15 protein-coding genes and 1 pseudogene are annotated in these 15,827 nt (G+C 67.9%); 5 read left to right on the top strand and 11 right to left on the bottom strand.

Going from position 1 to position 15,827, the window contains the following annotated elements:
- Positions 1–71: 71 nt before the first annotated feature.
- Positions 72–626: a GNAT family N-acetyltransferase gene (locus tag D472_RS0100665; protein WP_017602571.1), complete on the bottom strand. Its 555-nt coding sequence runs from the start codon at positions 624–626 to the stop codon at positions 72–74.
- Positions 627–797: 171 nt separating this feature from the next.
- On the opposite strand from D472_RS0100665, the gene D472_RS0100660 reads away from it, so the two are divergent.
- Positions 798–1,895 (top strand): pyridoxal-phosphate-dependent aminotransferase family protein, encoded by a 1,098-nt coding sequence (locus D472_RS0100660; RefSeq protein ID WP_017602570.1) that lies wholly within the window; start codon positions 798–800, stop codon positions 1,893–1,895.
- A 33-nt stretch (positions 1,896–1,928) separates the two neighbouring features.
- Here D472_RS0100660 and D472_RS0100655 read toward each other — a convergent pair whose 3' ends face one another.
- From D472_RS0100655 to D472_RS0100640, 4 genes are all read right to left on the bottom strand, one after another.
- Entirely contained in the window at positions 1,929–2,147 is a 219-nt protein-coding gene (locus D472_RS0100655) for a DUF3099 domain-containing protein (RefSeq protein WP_026117246.1), read from the bottom strand.
- A gap of 47 nt (positions 2,148–2,194) precedes the next feature.
- Entirely contained in the window at positions 2,195–3,145 is a 951-nt protein-coding gene (locus tag D472_RS24445; RefSeq protein WP_017602568.1) for an oxygenase MpaB family protein, read from the bottom strand.
- Between the two features lie 95 nt (positions 3,146–3,240).
- Positions 3,241–3,945, bottom strand: a complete 705-nt coding sequence (locus tag D472_RS0100645; protein WP_033302842.1) for a response regulator — start codon at positions 3,943–3,945, stop codon at positions 3,241–3,243.
- A complete protein-coding gene (locus tag D472_RS0100640; protein WP_033302851.1) occupies positions 3,912–5,285 on the bottom strand; it encodes a sensor histidine kinase in 1,374 nt (457 codons plus the stop codon). Before D472_RS0100640 ends, D472_RS0100645 begins: the two co-directional genes overlap by 34 nt.
- Positions 5,286–5,416: 131 nt before the next feature.
- Here D472_RS0100640 and purB point away from each other — a divergent pair.
- Both purB and D472_RS28520 read left to right on the top strand, forming a co-directional pair.
- Positions 5,417–6,846: pseudogene (gene purB / locus D472_RS26470) on the top strand (adenylosuccinate lyase).
- 158 nt (positions 6,847–7,004) lie between these two features.
- Positions 7,005–7,181, top strand: coding sequence for a hypothetical protein (locus tag D472_RS28520; RefSeq protein WP_193373412.1), 177 nt, complete (start codon positions 7,005–7,007; stop codon positions 7,179–7,181).
- A 77-nt stretch (positions 7,182–7,258) separates the two neighbouring features.
- Here D472_RS28520 and D472_RS0100625 read toward each other — a convergent pair whose 3' ends face one another.
- The 6 genes from D472_RS0100625 to D472_RS0100600 form a co-directional block, all read right to left on the bottom strand.
- Positions 7,259–7,633, bottom strand: a complete 375-nt coding sequence (locus D472_RS0100625; RefSeq protein ID WP_017602565.1) for a sensory rhodopsin transducer — start codon at positions 7,631–7,633, stop codon at positions 7,259–7,261.
- Positions 7,630–8,844 (bottom strand): D-arabinono-1,4-lactone oxidase, encoded by a 1,215-nt coding sequence (locus tag D472_RS0100620; protein ID WP_017602564.1) that lies wholly within the window; start codon positions 8,842–8,844, stop codon positions 7,630–7,632. The genes D472_RS0100625 and D472_RS0100620 overlap by 4 nt, the downstream gene beginning before the upstream one ends.
- 50 nt (positions 8,845–8,894) lie before the next feature.
- A complete protein-coding gene (locus D472_RS0100615) occupies positions 8,895–9,290 on the bottom strand; it encodes a four-helix bundle copper-binding protein (protein ID WP_017602563.1) in 396 nt (131 codons plus the stop codon).
- A 22-nt stretch (positions 9,291–9,312) separates the two neighbouring features.
- Entirely contained in the window at positions 9,313–10,656 is a 1,344-nt protein-coding gene (locus tag D472_RS0100610) for a cytochrome P450 (protein WP_017602562.1), read from the bottom strand.
- Positions 10,657–10,762: 106 nt separating this feature from the next.
- Positions 10,763–12,787: a CocE/NonD family hydrolase gene (locus D472_RS0100605; RefSeq protein ID WP_017602561.1), complete on the bottom strand. Its 2,025-nt coding sequence runs from the start codon at positions 12,785–12,787 to the stop codon at positions 10,763–10,765.
- Positions 12,788–12,800: 13 nt separating this feature from the next.
- Positions 12,801–14,105 (bottom strand): ATP-grasp domain-containing protein, encoded by a 1,305-nt coding sequence (locus D472_RS0100600; RefSeq protein ID WP_017602560.1) that lies wholly within the window; start codon positions 14,103–14,105, stop codon positions 12,801–12,803.
- A 248-nt stretch (positions 14,106–14,353) separates the two neighbouring features.
- Between D472_RS0100600 and D472_RS0100595 the strand changes: the two genes are divergently transcribed.
- Both D472_RS0100595 and D472_RS24435 read left to right on the top strand, forming a co-directional pair.
- Positions 14,354–15,559, top strand: coding sequence for an SDR family NAD(P)-dependent oxidoreductase (locus D472_RS0100595; RefSeq protein ID WP_017602559.1), 1,206 nt, complete (start codon positions 14,354–14,356; stop codon positions 15,557–15,559).
- Positions 15,560–15,604: 45 nt separating this feature from the next.
- The coding region (locus D472_RS24435; RefSeq protein ID WP_152447858.1) for an LLM class flavin-dependent oxidoreductase at positions 15,605–15,827 on the top strand (223 nt) is incomplete at its 3' end.

The raw sequence follows: 15,827 nt of genomic DNA, 5'->3' as shown, positions 1-15,827 counted from the left end.
CGTAGGGGGGCGGGCTCGGACTCGCCCGCCGCCGGAGCATAGTGCTCCCCATAACGCCGGCTGCCGCTCCACTATGCCCGACCGCTCGACCGACCGCGCAGGTCATGGGTGAAGGGGATCGCTTTGGGGTAGGGCAGGTCCTCGATCGTGTCCGGATCCACCCACCGGTATCCGATCCGCTCGTACAGGGCCACGGCCTCGGGCTGGGAGGGACCGGTGAAGAGCATGACGGTGGTGTAGCCGAGGTCGCGCGCGGCGTCTTCCAGAGCGGACATGATGAGCCGGCCCAAGCCGCGCCTGCGGTGCCGGGCCGAAGTCCAGATCCGCTTGAACTCGACCGTGATCGGTTCGTCGTTCACGCCCAGCCGGTAGGGGCGCAGTGCGCCGCCGGCGACGATCTCCCCGTCCAGTTCGGCCAGGACCAGGCGACCAAGGGGCGCGACGAACTCGGTGACCGGGTAGCGGCCGAGTTCGTTGGCGGCGCCTTCGGCCCCGTAGCGTTCGGTGTACTCCTCCAAGAGCCCGGCGAGCAACCCTTGGACCCGGGGGTCGTCGTGCTCCACGCGCAACACCCGCACCCGATCGGTGCCGTGCCCGGTCGTCTCGGTCCGGACCGTGTCGGTCATGCGGGTCCCTTCCCTACGTTCGCGCCGCGCGTGTTCGACAACGTGCCGCACGGGTGATCGTTCGTCCGCGGGAGATACTACGGCCCACATCGTGGGATGACCGATGTCGCGTTACACACAGATGAGCCCCCGATTGCCCCCTGGTCACGTATGTCTGGTTAGTGTGTGCCCATGTCAGTCACCGAACGCACCCTTCTGGGACCGGGGCCGAGCAACCCCTATCCCGAAGCGACCCTGGGTCTGGCGGCCCCCATCCTGGGCCACCTCGACCCGGAGTTCGTCGCCATGCTGGAGCGCACCTGCGAACGCCTCCGGTCCCTGTGGGGCACCCGGAACCCACTCACGTTGCCGTTGTCGGGCACCGGCTCGCTGGGCATGGAGGCGGCCTTCACCAACACCGTACGCGCCGGCGACCAGGTGGTCGTGGCCGTGAACGGATTGTTCGGCGAGCGCATGTGCGAGGTCGCCGGTCGCTACGGCGCCCACGTGGTGCGGGTGGACCACGACTGGGGGCAGCCCGTGGACGTGCAGCGCGTGCTGGACGCGCACCCCGCGCCCGCGTTGGTGGCCGCGGTGCACGCCGAGACCTCCACCGGTGTGGTCAGTGACATCGGCGCCCTGGGACGCGCACTTCGCGAACGCTCCGAGGACACCCTGCTGCTCGCCGACTGTGTCACCTCCTTGGGCGGTACGCCCATGGCCTTGGACGAGTGGCGGGTGGACATCGCCTACTCCGGAACCCAGAAGTGTCTGGGGGTGGCGCCGGGGCTGGCCCCGTTCACCTTCTCCGAACGCGCCTGGGAGCACCGAGTGCAGTCGCCGCCGGTGTGGTACCTGGACCTGGGATTGCTCGGTGCCTACGTGCGCGGCGGCCCGGGCGGACGCACCTACCACCACACCGCTCCGACCTCGATGGTGGCCTCCTTGGACGCGGCCTTGGCCCGTATCGAGCAGGAGGGCATGGAAGAGGTGGCTGCTCGGCACGAGGCGGCCGGAGCCCGCCTGCGCGAGGGTCTGCGGGAGATGGGCCTGGAGCTGTTCGCCGCCGAGGGGCACCACCTGGCGCAGTTGACCTCGGTGCGGGTTCCCGATGGCGTGGATTCGGGCAAGGTTCGTGATCGCCTGCTGCGCGAGTACGGCCTGGAGATCGGTGCGGGCGTGGGCCCCTACGCCGCCTCGGTGTGGCGGATCGGCCTGATGGGGCACAACGCCCGTTTGGACCGGGCCGAGCTGGTCCTGGCGGCGCTGCGCCGTGTCCTGGAGCGCTGAGGTCCGAAGAACGGTACGGGTGCGGGCGAACGCCTACTCGGCGTTGGGTCCGTACCTGTTGTCGTGATCGCGCGGATCGTTCGGGTCGGCGATGTTGCCCAGGGTCATGGCGATCGGCGGCAGGATGGAGGCCACCACGCACATCGCCACGGCCCACCCGCTTCCGAACAGGTAGTAGACCGGGGCGGCTCCGGCGAACAGCACCAGGCACAGTCCCATCAGGAGGGCGTAGTGCGTCTTCCTGCGTTTGATCCGTTCACCTCCGCCACCTGCTCGATCGCGTGGTCCGGTTCTCCACGCTATCGGCTCCGGTCAACGGTGTCGCCGTGTCGACCGGTGGCCGCGGCCCGGCTCGGAGGCGGGCTGAAGCGGGTGAGCGAGCGCAGGGCACGGGAACCGTTCTCCATCCGGTACCCGGCCTCAAACAGGCGCTGCTTGGCCGCCTCGGCGCTTTGGACGGTGGCCTCGTCGAAGAGCAGGTTGTAGAAGCGTTCGGGTACCAGGTGCAGTCCTGCGCGCAGCAGGCGCAATCCGCTGGTGGTCGCGTTCTCCAGGCCCAAGGGCTGGGGAAGCACTCCGTAGGCGCGGCGCGCCCACGCGGGCAAGGTGTTGTAGGCCAGGACTCCCACCGGGAACCACAGTGGTTTGAGCGGGCTCAGCCAGGCGAGCCGTTCGGGGATCTTGGGCCACAGGAGGAAACGGACCGCCCAGCGGGCCTCAGGGGTGACCCGCAGGGCGGGCCGCACCGAGGCCAGGTAGCGGCGCATGTCGGCGACGCTGCGGGGCACCTCGTCCCGGGACAGGCCCACGTAACCGGCGGTCAGGGACTGCTCGTCCAGATAGCGGTCCATGTCGGCCTGGCTCAGTCCCAGTCCGGCGCGTTGGACGACCTCCAGGTAGGAGCCCACCTCCGCGCAGTGCACCCACACCAACAGATCGTGCTGATCGACGCGATGCGGGTGGCCGGTGCTCGGGTCGGTGAAGCTCAGGGCACGGTGCACCCGACGCACCTGTTCGCCCAAGGCCTCGGCCTCGGTGAGGCTGCCATAGGTGGTGACCGCGATGAAGTGGGCGGTGCGCAGCAGCCGACCGGTGGGGTCGGAACGAAAGTCCGAGCGCTGCCACACCCCCTGCATCGCGATGGGGTGCAGGGCCTGAAGCATGAGCGCGCGCACCCCCGCGACCCACATGGAGCGGTCCAGGTGGACTCGCCAGGTGACGCTGTCGGGGGCCGCGACGGTCGGATGCATCCAGATCTCCTCCGGGTTCGCGCGAGGGGGACTCTCGCCGGATTCGGATCGTGCGCGGGGCCTCTCCCACGATACGACAGCCGACGTTGCCCGGGTCAGCCGGTCCCGGAGCGGCCGGCCTGGGCCCGCAGGTAGGCCAGAACGGCCTGTACCCGGCGGTGGACGTCCTCATCCGGTGGTAGGTCGAGTTTGGCCAGGATGTTGCCGACGTGCTTGCCGACGGCGGCGTCACCGACCACGAGTCGGCGGGCGATGGCACCATTGGAATGGCCTTCCGCCATCAGTTCGAGGACCTGGCGTTCACGGGCGGTGAGCCGCTGGAGCGGGTCGGCACTGCGCCGCAACAGCTGACGCACCACCTCGGGATCGACGAAGGTGGCGCCCTCCACCACGTTCCGCAGCACCGAGGCGAACTCGCGGACGTCGCCCACCCTTTGTTTGAGCAGGTACCCCACTCCCCTGCCTTCCTGCGAATCCAAGAGTTCGGTGGCATAGCTCAGCTCCACGTACTGGCTGAGCGCCACCACGGCCAGTCCGGGGTGCTCGCGACGCAGCCGCACGGCGGCCCGTAACCCCTCGTCACCGAAGTCGGGCGGCATACGAATGTCGGTCACCACCAGTCCGGGCCGGTGCTCGGTCACGGCGGTGAGCAGTTCCTCGGCGTCGCCGACCGCCGCCGACACCGGGAACCCGAAACGTTCGAGCACACCCACCAGGCCCTCGCGGAGCAGGACGCCGTCCTCGGCGAGCACCGTCGGCACGGGGGTCACCGGCGCACCTCGGTCTGCGAGATCGTGCATGGCAGCTCCACTCGGATCCGGGTCGGCCCTCCCACGGGGCTGGACAGGTCCATCGTGCCGCCCATCACGGCGACCCGGTCGGCCATCCCGGTCAGGCCACTGCCCCGGGCCGGTTCGGCGCCGCCGGGACCGTGGTCGCCCACCTCCACCACGAGTACGTCACCTTGGGGTTCCTCGCGCAGGTCCGCGCACACGGTGACGGCCTCGGCCTCGGTGTGCTTGTGAACGTTGGTGAGTGCCTCGACGACCACGAAGTAGGCGGTGCCCTCCACGTGGGAGGGGCAGCGCCCTGGCAGGTCGACGTCGAGGCTCACCGGGACGGGGCTGTGATCGGCCAGTTCGGCCAGGGCCTCGGGCAGGCCGCGGTCGGTCAGCACCCTTGGGTGGATACCTCGCACCAGTTCGCGTAGTTCGTCGATGAGGTCATCCGCCTTGGCCTGGGCGGCGGCCACCCGCCGCTCCGCCGCCGATCCCTCCTCCAGCTCGACGCGGGCCATGCCCAGGTCCATGCTGAGCGCGACCAGGCGTTGTTGGGCGCCGTCGTGCAGGTCGCGTTCGATCCGGCGACGCTCGTACTCGAAGGCACCGGCCAGGCGGGCGCGTGACTCGGTGACCTGGTCCAGTTCGGCGCGCAGCTCTTCCTTGGGTGGGCCGACCAGCAGGGCGCGGGCGATGACACCGTGTCCGTAGGAGTACAGGCCGCAGGTGTAGAGGAGCAGAACCAGGAAGACCGGGGCGAGCAGGGTGTAGGGCAGGGCCTGCTGAGGGGTGGTCAGGATGATCGGCCCGAGGTTGATCGGGTCCTCTGCGGTCCCGCTGAGGATGAAGGGCCCCGTTGCCAGGATGACGAGCGATCCGAAGAGGATCATGCAGAGCAGGCCGATGAGGCCGGTCATGGGGAGCATCACCGCTACGTAGGCGACCTCGCGCCAGGTGGCGGCCTCGGTGTAGCGGACGCGAATCCATCCCCACAGCCCGGCCGGTGGGGCGCGGTGACCACTGTTGGTGTGCGGGTCGGGTAGCACCAGCCGAAGGCGGTGCCGTTCCAATGCGCCCAGCGGTAGGGCGATGAGCGGCCCCACCACCAGGACCATGAACACACCGAGGAACACCGCCAGAGCGATCGTTTCGGGGCCTGGGGAGCCCGTCCCCCAAGCGGCCATCAGCATCACCCAGGGCATGTAGAGGGGCGCGGCCACGGTGGCCAGCACGCCTCCGACCATGAAGGTGGTCGCGACGTAGGCCAAGGAGCGCCACATCCAGACGCTGAGAAGGAAACGTGGGTCCGCCAGGGCGCGGGCCAGGGTGCGGGGGGCTTTGGGCCGGGGGTGCGTGTCCATGGCGTCCACGCTAGGACTCGGGCCCCTTTTCAGGACATCCGTTGCGCCCCCGGGTTCGTGGTGGGGCCGTCCCTACCACGAACGCGGGCGGGACGTGGGAGGCCCGGGTCCAGGCGATAGGGTGGTTCGACGTGAGCGCGAAACCCGTCATTCCCGATGTCCTGGCCGCCCGTTATGCTTCGGCGGAGCTGACCCGACTGTGGTCCCCCGAGTACAAGGTGGTCGCCGAACGGCGACTGTGGTTGGCCGTACTGCGTGCCCAGGCGCGCCTGGGCGTGGACGTCCCCACCGGTGTGATCGAGGACTACGAGAAGGTCCTGGAACAGGTCGACCCGGCCTCCATCGCCGAGCGCGAGCGGATCACCCGGCACGACGTCAAGGCACGGATCGAGGAATTCAACGCCTTGGCCGGCCATGAGCACGTGCACAAGGGCATGACCTCGCGTGACCTGACGGAGAACGTGGAGCAACTACAGGTCCGCGACAGTCTGTTGTTGGTGCGCGACCGGGTGGTGGCGTTGCTGGCCCGGTTGGGGCGTCTGTCCGCCGAGTACGGCCAGACCGTCATGGCGGGCCGCTCCCACAACGTGGCCGCGCAGGCCACGACGCTGGGCAAACGGTTCGCGTCCATCGCCGACGAGGTCCTGGTGGCCTATGGACGTTTGGAGGAACTGATCGCCCGGTACCCGCTGCGCGGGATCAAGGGCCCGGTCGGAACCGCCCAGGACATGTTGGATCTACTCGGCGGTGACCGTGCCGCGTTGGCCGCCTTGGAGGACGAGGTGGCCGCGCACCTGGGATTCGAGCGGCGTTTCACCAGCGTGGGTCAGGTCTACCCGCGCTCGTTGGACTTCGAGGTGCTCACCACTCTGGTGCAGTTGGCGGCCGGGCCCTCTTCCCTGGCCAAGACCATTCGGTTGATGGCCGGGCACGAACTGGTCACCGAGGGGTTCGCCGAAGGCCAGGTGGGCTCGTCGGCGATGCCGCACAAGATGAACACGCGCTCCTGCGAGCGGGTCAACGGGCTGACCGTGGTCCTGCGCGGGTACGCGTCCATGGCCGGTGAATTGGCCGGTGACCAGTGGAACGAGGGCGACGTGTCCTGCTCGGTGGTGCGCCGGGTCGCGCTGCCGGACGCGTTCTTCGCCTTCGACGGTCTGATCGAGACCATGCTGACGGTACTGGACGAGTTCGGGGCCTTCCCCGCCGTGATCTCCGCCGAACTGGACCGCTACCTGCCGTTCCTGGCCACCACCAAGATGTTGATGGCGGCGGTGCGCGCCGGTGTGGGCCGCGAGAGCGCCCACGAACTCATCAAGGAGCACGCGGTGGCGTCCGCCCTGGCCATGCGCCAGGAGGGTACGGGCAACCGGCTGCTGGACCGGTTGGCCGATGACGAGCGCTTCCCCTTGGACCGCGCGGCGTTGGACGCCCTGTTGGCCGAGCGAATCACCTTCACCGNGCGCCCGCCGATCAGGTGGCGGATGTGGTGGCGCGGGTGGAGGCCGTCTCGGCCGCCCACCCCGAGGCCGCCGCCTACGAGCCGGGGTCGATCCTGTAACCGATGGTCGAGGGGTCCGGGAGCGGTTCACCTCCTGGACCCCTTTCTCATGTCCGGATATGACACGGTTCACTCGGCTAACGCCCACTTCAAAAGTGAACGCCTATTACGGTCGAAGGTGTCGCACCCTCGAAGTACCGCCCCTCGAAAGGAGAGACATGATCGATCCGACCTCCTTCGGTACCGCCGTCACCGCTCTCGGCGTCATCACGACCATGGTCATCGCCTTCGGACTGGCCATCCTGGCCGACATGGCCCTGCGCCGCCGCGAGGACCGCGCCGCCGAGGCCGTGCAGCGCGATCCCCGCGCCTTCTTTGAGAACGACACCCGATGAGGGCTCTCGCGTTCACCGGCCGCGCCCTAAAGGTGCGTCCGCTCGGGATCGGCCGGCCGATTCAGACCGATCATCGTTCAAACGAACGGTAGACAGGTGATCCCGGGCGCCCCTCGACCGTTGTCCCTGGTGTCCTGACGCAGCATCTGGACCACCACCGGAACATCCGAACGCACCACGCACCCGTAGGGCGTCCCCAAGGGAATGGCCTCCGGGTCGATGAGGTCGTTGACCCGAACCTGACGGACCCGGCGCGCCTCCACCCGGATCCGGTACGGGCCCACCGGCTCACGATCGGTGTGGTAGACGGTCATTTCCACCTCCGCCACCTGGTCGGCCGCGTTGAGCACGCACAGCAGGTCGTAGCCGGTGAACTCCGGTTCCGCGCCGTGGGACGGTTCGGGTACCACTCCCCCGGCGAGGGCGAACTCGTGTCCTCCGATCTCCTTCATGAGGTCTCCTCTCCCCCTGACGGAACCACCAGCGACTCCCTTAGGTGATCGTTGAGGAACACCCCCTGTGGATCCAGGTCACGCCGGTCCCGGGCGAAACGGTCCCATTCGGGATACAAGGGCCGCAATCGGTCGGCGGTCAGACTGTGTTTCTTCCCCCAATGCGGCCGGCCGCCGTGGGCGAGGAAGATCCGTTCGATGTCGAAGAAGTAGTCCTGGTAGGGGAGCGAGGCGTTGTGCAACAACGCGATGCTGACACTGTCACGTCCATGGCTCGGACTGAGGTGATTGTCGTCCCCGGCGATCGTCCGATACAGCACCCGCCAGCCCACCCGGTCCCGGTGATGGCGCATGATGCGGTCCCGAACCTGGCGAAAACACGAGGGTCCGGCCTCCAGCGGCATCAGGTACTCGATCTCCTCGTACCGCAGTTCCTGATCCTTGGGCAGGACCTGGTGAATCGGCCCCAGGTCCTGCTCGTACAGCCCTCGTGTGGGGAGGTCGAGATCGGGCTCGTGCCCGGGTCGATTCAGGGTACGGACCTGGGTTTCGTCGCGCCTGGGATACCAATAGAAATCGAACATGCGGTTGCGCTCGACCAACTCGTCCATGTGGTCCAGGACCACTTCGGTGTCCACGCACCATGAGAGGCGGTGCAGGTCGTGCGCCGGTTCGAGCCTGAGCCGGATGAGGGTGAAGACCCCCAGCGCCCCCAGGGACACGCGGGCCGAACGCATGAGTTCGGGGTGGGTGTCCTGGTGCCAGTCCACCACGCCCCCGTCCGCCGTGACCATGCGTACACCCGTGACCAGGGTGGACAGGTTGCCGAATCGTCTGCCGGTACCGTGCGTCCCCGTCCCCACCGCACCGGCGACCGCCTGGAAGTCGACGTCTCCCATGTTCTCGGTGGCCAGTCCTTCGCGGTGCAACTCCTGCCCCAACTCCCGGATGAAGGTGCCGGGAAGGACCTCGGCCTCCATCCTTTCCCTGGAGTACGAAACGACACCGCGCATGTTCCTCAAAGACATCAGGGTGTGTTCCGTCTCCATCAAGGGCATCGAGGAGTGGCCGCGCCCCACGGGCCTCAAGGTCCTACCGCTTTCGGCGGTCTGGCGCACGATTTCCCGCACCTCGTCCTCGTCGGTGGGTTCGACATGACGTGTGGGGGTGAAGTCGATGCTCCCCGACCAGTTACGAAATCCTTCCGCCATCCCTTACTCCATCCTCCGGTCGCCCGCCGAACGACCTCGTCGGGCGGCCTCTACAGAGCGGCGAGCAGTTCGCGGCAGGCACGCGCGCATTGCCGGCACACCTGGGCACAGACACGGCAGTGTTCGTGATGGGTGTGCCGTTCGCACTCCTGGGCGCATCGGTCACAGGCCTGGGCACAGGCCTCCAGGGCCGCCATGACGAAGCCGTCCTCCTCGGCGGTCCGTCGCACCAGGACACGCTGGGTGGCCTCGCACAGGTCCGCGCAATCCAGATCGAAGCGGGCACTCCAGATCAGCTCGACCGCCTCCTCCCGCATGCAGGCGTCCGCGCACACCGCACAGACCTGCGCGCACAGTCCACACGCCTCCACCGCGGCGCGTACCTTCTCGGCCACACCCTCCGCGTCGTCGGGGTGGGCATGCAGCATCCGTCCGATCACGCTCATGGTCGATCCCTCCTCGTGCGGCTCACACCGACGTGTTCGCGTAGGAAAAACGCAGGTCGAAGTGGTTGAGGGAGGCCGGCATCCCAGGTGATCGCAGAGGCGGGGCGTCGTCGACCCGGTGCGGTGCGCCACCTCTGAGCAGCGACCGCAGGAAGAGGGAAACGGTCAACGGCACCAATTCGCGCCCCGGACATCCAGCGGGCCCGTAGCTGAAGGGCAGGACACCAGGTTCGTTGTCGGCGCGGCCGTCCGTCCAGATGTCGGGCTCGAAGGAGTCGGCGTAGGACAGCCGGGAAGAGTCGCGGTGGAAGAAGGCGCTCAGCACCAGGAAGGACGTTGCGGAGTCGATGGTCGTGTCGCGCCATCGGGTCTGGCGCGTGCTCTCCCGGATCACCACAAGGGTGGTCGGCCACAACCTGACCGATTCGCGCAAGGTCGCCCGCAGCAAGGGCAGATCGGTTCCGTCCTCGTCGAGCCCTTCGGCCCGGGCGGCCTCGGCGGCCGGAGCGGAGGAGGTCAGCAAGGCCAGGGCACGATAGGTGGCGATGGCGGCCGCGTCGAAGGCGAACAACCAGTGGGCCACCTGATCCTCCGGGCGTTCGGCCGATCCGGGCGAGCCCAGGCGCGCGGCCAGACTGTCGGGCTCGGCGCGATCGACATTCTCGCGCACCCGTTCCAAGAAGCGCTTCCTGAGACCGTCACTGTTCGGGAACAGGTAGGACCAGTTGGCGCGCGCCCGTAGTGTGCGCAGCATCTCGGTGGTCTCACGATCCCCCACCGCGAAACCTCCGAAGACCACCCGGCGGGTCAGCGCGTCGAAGCTTTCGGAAAAACGTGACCAGTCCAGGACACCGCCTCGGGTCCCGGCGTTGCGCAGCGCCGCGACCAGGGCGCGTGCCTCCTCGTCCGCGTGTCCGGCGATGGCCGAGGCGTCGGGGTGGATCGCCCGGCTCGGGACCAGGGCTTCCTCGTTGGCCTTCCTTCGTCGGGTTCGTTCGTCCTGGTCGGAGATCAGGACGCCGTGCGGTTGGAACTGGGAGAGTGCGCCCCGTTTTTCGGCACCTCCCGGAGAGAACGGGTCGGGCGTGCCCTGCAGAAGGGTTCGGACGTCCTCCGCCGACAGGACCAGCGCGATGCGTCGGCCCGCGTACTTGAGCGGCAGTGGGTCCTCGCCGTGTCGTTCACGTAGAGCGCGCAGGTGCGACACGATCCTGTGGTCGGTACCGGTCGCGGTGGCCAAAGCCTCCCCCATCGGTCGGCGCACGATGGCTCCGCGCGCGACGGTGGGCAGCAGGACCGAGGACAGGAGCCTCGCCGTCTCCGCGGGACTCGTACCGTTCGCCTCGTGCCGTTGTTCGGTGTGCATGGAATGGACTTCCCTTGATCGGCCTGCGGTCGAGATGCGTGGTCGTGCGGTGCCCTTCGTGGGCCGGTCCCGGGCCCGATGGGGTGGTCCCATCAGGCCCGGCGGATCACACCAGGGCGCGTGGGACGGACTCGGTCCACTGTCGGGAGAAGATCCTTTCCCCGGACTCGTAGGCGTCGAGCGTGGCGTGGACCCGGAACTCGTCCTCGGTGCACTCCAGCACCGTGTACGTCTCGGTTCTGGCGTGCCAGTCCCCCCGCGAGAAGCACATCGTCCACGCCGACCGGCCCCGAGCCGAAGTGAAGTCGTCACCCACCGCGTCGTAGGTCTCGTGGGCTTTGCGGCTCACGTCGAGGTCGATGTCCTCGAAACGCAGGACGCCTCCGTCCTTGAGGATGTCCAGGGTGAAGCGGTTGTTCGCCATGTCCCGTTGGACCGTCCAACGGTGGTCCCCCTGTCGCTGACGCGAAGTCGGGATCGGGGTCGTGCCCTCGGCGACACCGAACGGATCCTCGTTCGTCTCCTCGTCATCACGCGTGGGACGTACCGGCAGGACGAGCGCGCTGCCTTCGGGGTGGATCGTGGTCAGTGCTGGGCGCGGCGGAGGCCAGGCCAAGGGCCAGTAGGAGGTGGACAACGACAACCGGATGCGATGCCCGGCGGGAAAGGCCTGCGCGACACCGTTCAGCTTGATCTCCACCCGGTAGGTCTGGCCCGGCACCAGGGCTCGAGGACTTTCGTGTCCGTCCCGGTGGGTCAGGTTGAGCAACCCGTAGGTCACCCGTGTGGTGCTGCCGTCTGGCGCCACGTCGCACAGTCGCGCGGCGACCATCGCGACGGGTTCGGTGACGGAGAGTTCCAGCACCACCCGGGTGGCGCCCAGGATCTCCAGTCGTTCCTGCAGTGGATCGGTGTCGAAGACCAGGGAACCACCGTCCTCCTCCCGCTGGTCATAGGGCAGGTCCGGTGGAGCGCTGTAGGAGGCCCACTTGCCCGCGAACTGCCCCACCGACAGTGGAGAGCGAAGACTCTGCGGCTCCGCGGCCTCCTTCTCACCCCAGAGGTTGATCCGGTTGTTCCCCAGCGGTAGTGACCGCCTGTCGATGCCCTCGGAGGGCCAGTCCGGTTCGTGGACCCAGCGGCCGGGGCGGTCCTCGTAGGAGGTGGAGGGCGGAACGCTCTCCTGCATCCAGACCCAGAGTCCGGTCTCCTGCTCCACCCCGTTGTCGGTGCCCTTGGTCCAGTGGTCGAGCCAACGGACCACCTCTTGGAGGTAGCCGATGGCCGGACCGGGCACTCCCATGTGCGGGTATCGGTGGGACCAGGGGCCCACCAGTCCCTTGACCGGGGCCTCGAGGTGCTCCATGAGCCGGAGTACGGCGTTGGAGTATCCGTCCGCCCAACCGCTGGAGGCCAGAACCGGGCACGAGACCCGGGAGTATTCCTCCCTGACGGACGCGTGCCGCCAGTACTCGTCCCGATGCTGGTGGTGGAGCCACTCGATGACCCAGGGACGGTTGGCCTCCAGGCGCTCCAGCCACATGCGCCGCCAGTCGTCGCCGACGATCGCGGGGTCGGGTGGGCAGGTACCGTAGGCGAACGTGGTCCCGGCCTCGGCCAGGTTGTCCGAGAGCAGGCAACCGCCCATGTAGTGGAAGTCGTCTGCGTAGCGGTCATCGGTGAAGCAGCTGATGGCGATGGTGCGCAGGCTCGGCGGCCGACGCGCGGCCACCTGGAGCGCCGCGAACCCGCCCCAGGACAGACCCAGCATCGCCGTGTCGCCATCACACCAGGGTTGTTCGGCCAACCAGGCCAGTACCTCTTCGGCGTCCCGTTGCTCGCGCTCCAGGTACTCGTCGTAGAGCACACCCTCGGAGTCGCCGGTACCTCGCAGGTCGACGCGCACGCAAGCGTAGCCGTGGCCGGCGATGTAGGGGTGGTGCATGGAGTCGCGCACCGCGGTCAGATCACGCTTGCGGTAGGGGATGTACTCCAGGACGGCGGGCACGGGTTCGCGATCGGAGGATTCGGGACGCCACATTCGCGCCGCCAAACGCACCCCGTCCGACATGGGGATCCAGAAGTGATCCTCGGTCTGGACCTGATACGTCAGTTCGTCCACCAGACGCATGTACGCACCTCCCTCAGCTTCGGGTGACGCCTTCGATCCGGCCGGCGCCGCTCTCGTCCTCGAACTCGAACCGAAGGCCCTTCACGCAACGTTCGTACTTGGCCTGCATCTCCAGTTCGTCGGCTCCGGCGATGACGATCTTGGCCAGTTCGAAGCTGTAACTGTCCTGAGCGATCATTTCGGAGAGGCGTTGGCCCACACTCGGGACGATGTGGATGGTCACGCCCGTCATCGAGTCCTCCAGTTCCTTCACCTCCTTCTCCGTGGGGACACGGGTGACCACTCCGTCCCTAAAGCGGCGGTGGTACCACTCCGCGGCCACCGAGAATTCCCCCTTGTCCCGGTCGGAGAGGGCGGGGTCCTCGCCCAGCGCCATGCGAAGCATGCGTTCGTGGTTGGCCACCCCGTCCACGAGTTCGAAGAGGGCCGCGTGGCTCTGGGAGTGTCTGGGGTTGATCTCCACGATGCCGAGGTCGTCCTGAAGCGGGTCGTAGAAGAACTCGACGCTGAAGGTGGAATTGTCCAAGCCGTGTTGTTCGATGACGTCTTCGGAGGCCTGCCTGATCCGCTTTTGGACCTCATCGGGCAGGCCGGAGGGGTACTGGTGCCGCAGGAAGGAGGGGTTCCCCGGGAAGTCGACCGAGTCCAAGACCGCGTACACGGTGACTTCTCCCCCGTAGACGTAACCCTCGGCCGCGGCCTGGACCCCGTGCAGGGCACCCTCGGCCAGACAGTGGTGCCGTCCGGCCTCCGCGACCTTCGAGGGCAGGTCCACCCGTTCGAGGATGCTCTCGAAGGGGCGGCCGATCCGATCGATGCTTCGCCGGATGCGCTCGACCGCAGCACGGAAGCCCTGATCGTCCTCCACCCGGTAGGCCAGCTCGGAGGAGGCGGACTTGATGGGCTTGAGCCACAGCGGATACTCCAGGCCATGCTCAGGGGCGTCCGCGTCCAGGTCCACGAGGGAGAAGGGAGGGTGGGCATCGGTCACCTGCGACTGCAGGTGCCTGCTCCAGTACTTGTGCTCGCACTTGACGACCGAGTCCAGTTCCGGTGCGGGCAGGCCGCGTTCGGCGCACAGGATCGGCACGAGGAGGGTGATGGGGAAGTCTCGGTAACCGACGATGGCGTCCACCGTGCCGTCGAATCCGTCCAGTACGGCTCTGGCCGCGTCGAGGGTCTGCTCGATGTCGATCTCACCGTGTTGGAGTTCTTCGATGCTCAGCAGGGGGTGGAAACGACACTCCCGTCCTGTCGGAGTGCTCTCCAGCATCTCGCGGTTACGTTCGTCCATACCCATGACGAACACGTTCTTCATTCCTAACACCGCCCTTTCACATCAATATGCGGGTGGGGGATGTCGGGTTCACTCAAGCGCCTACCCTTCACTTTCGCGTCTATTCGTGACCTCCTTGTGACGAACACCCCCCGAATCGGCCCAACCGACCCTCGCGGCCTCGTGGGCATGCGGCCTGAGCACGGTTTTCCGAACGTGGGCATCGGGTAGCCGTACTCCCACATCCCCCCTTTCGACGTGGCACCATCCGAACCGAACAAGGGGAGCACATGGCGCGGATCCACCACCGCACCCGCGGCCGAGGCAAGAGGGCCAAGCGCGCTCTGAAGACGTCCGTGGCACTGACCGGCGCCCGCTGGGCCTGGAACCGGCGCCGCCGAGGAGCGGAGCGTTCCAAGCAGGTATCCGCGGTCCGGCGGGGCGCCCGACTCCTCACCTGGGGCGCGGCGGGAGCCGTCCTCGGTGTGGGGGCCGCGATGATGTCCGAACACGGGCACCCCAGACGCCTACGCGGCAAGGTCGTACTCATCACCGGCGGGTCCCGTGGGCTCGGTCTACAGTTGGCCCGTGAGTTCGGGGCCCAAGGCGCCCTCGTGGTCGTGTGCGGCCGGGGGCGGGAGAGTCTGGACCACGCCGTGTCCGAACTCACCGAGCGGGGCGTGGACGCCCACGGGGTGGTCTGTGACGTCACCGACCCGGAGCAGATCGCGGCCCTGTTGGAGGAGGTCGACGACCGCTATGGGCGATTGGACGTTCTGGTCAACAGTGCCGGGATCATGCGCGTGGGTCCGTGGGAGGCGTTGACCGAGGAGCACTTCGTCCAGGCCATGGACGTCATCTTCTGGGGGCCTTTGCGGCTGTCCCGTCAGGCGCTGGGGCGTCTGCGCGAACGCCAGGGGACCATCGTCAACATCACCTCCATCGGTGCCTATCTTTCGGTACCGCACCTGACGCCCTACTCCTGCGCCAAACACGCCCAGGCGGGGTTGTCCGAGGGGTTGGCGGCCGAGACCGCCGGTACCGGGGTGAGCGTCACCACCGTGGCCCCGGGGCTGATGCGCACGGGATCGCATCGGGGCGTGGTCTTCAACGGCGCCCCCGAGCGCGAATACGCCTGGTTCGCCCTGCTCGCCGGCCTTCCGCTGCTCAGTGTGAACGCCGAGCGGGCCGCCCACCGCATCGTCGGCGCGGTCGCGCGCGGCCGGAGTTTCCTCGTGCTGACACCGGTGGCCAGGGCCGGGATGGCCGTTCACGGTCTCGCTCCCGGACTCATCCAAGAGTCGATGCGGCTGATGGGTCGACTGTTGCCGAACACACCGGAATCACCCGAGGAACGGTCGGGCTCGGAGGCGGCCCGCGGCCCTCTGGGGCGTGCGGTCGGCGTCGTGGCGACCCTCAACGAACGCGCCTACGAACAACTCAATCAGGTGCCCCACACCCGCCAGTCACGCAGGGCGGCGCGAAGCGAGGGGTGAACCCTTCCTCGACCACCCGTGACCCAGGCCGACAGAGGGAACGACATGACGCGTTTCGGTTACTTCCTCGCGACCGAGGAGCACGGTCCGAAGGAGTTGGTACGGCAGGCCCGGACCGCGCAGGAGGCCGGTTTCGACGCCTTGTGGATCTCCGATCACTATCACCCGTGGTTGGACTCCCAAGGGCAGAGTCCGTTCGTGTGGTCGGTGATCGGAGCGATCGGCCAGGTCACCTCCCTGCCCGTGACCACGGCCGTCACCTGTCCGA

It is taken from the genome of Nocardiopsis alkaliphila YIM 80379 (genome assembly GCF_000341005.1).
GTDB classification, from domain to species: Bacteria; Actinomycetota; Actinomycetes; order Streptosporangiales; family Streptosporangiaceae; genus Nocardiopsis; species Nocardiopsis alkaliphila.
The sequence above is the reverse complement of the archived record's forward strand: the minus strand, read 5'-3'. Positions and strand labels throughout refer to the sequence as shown.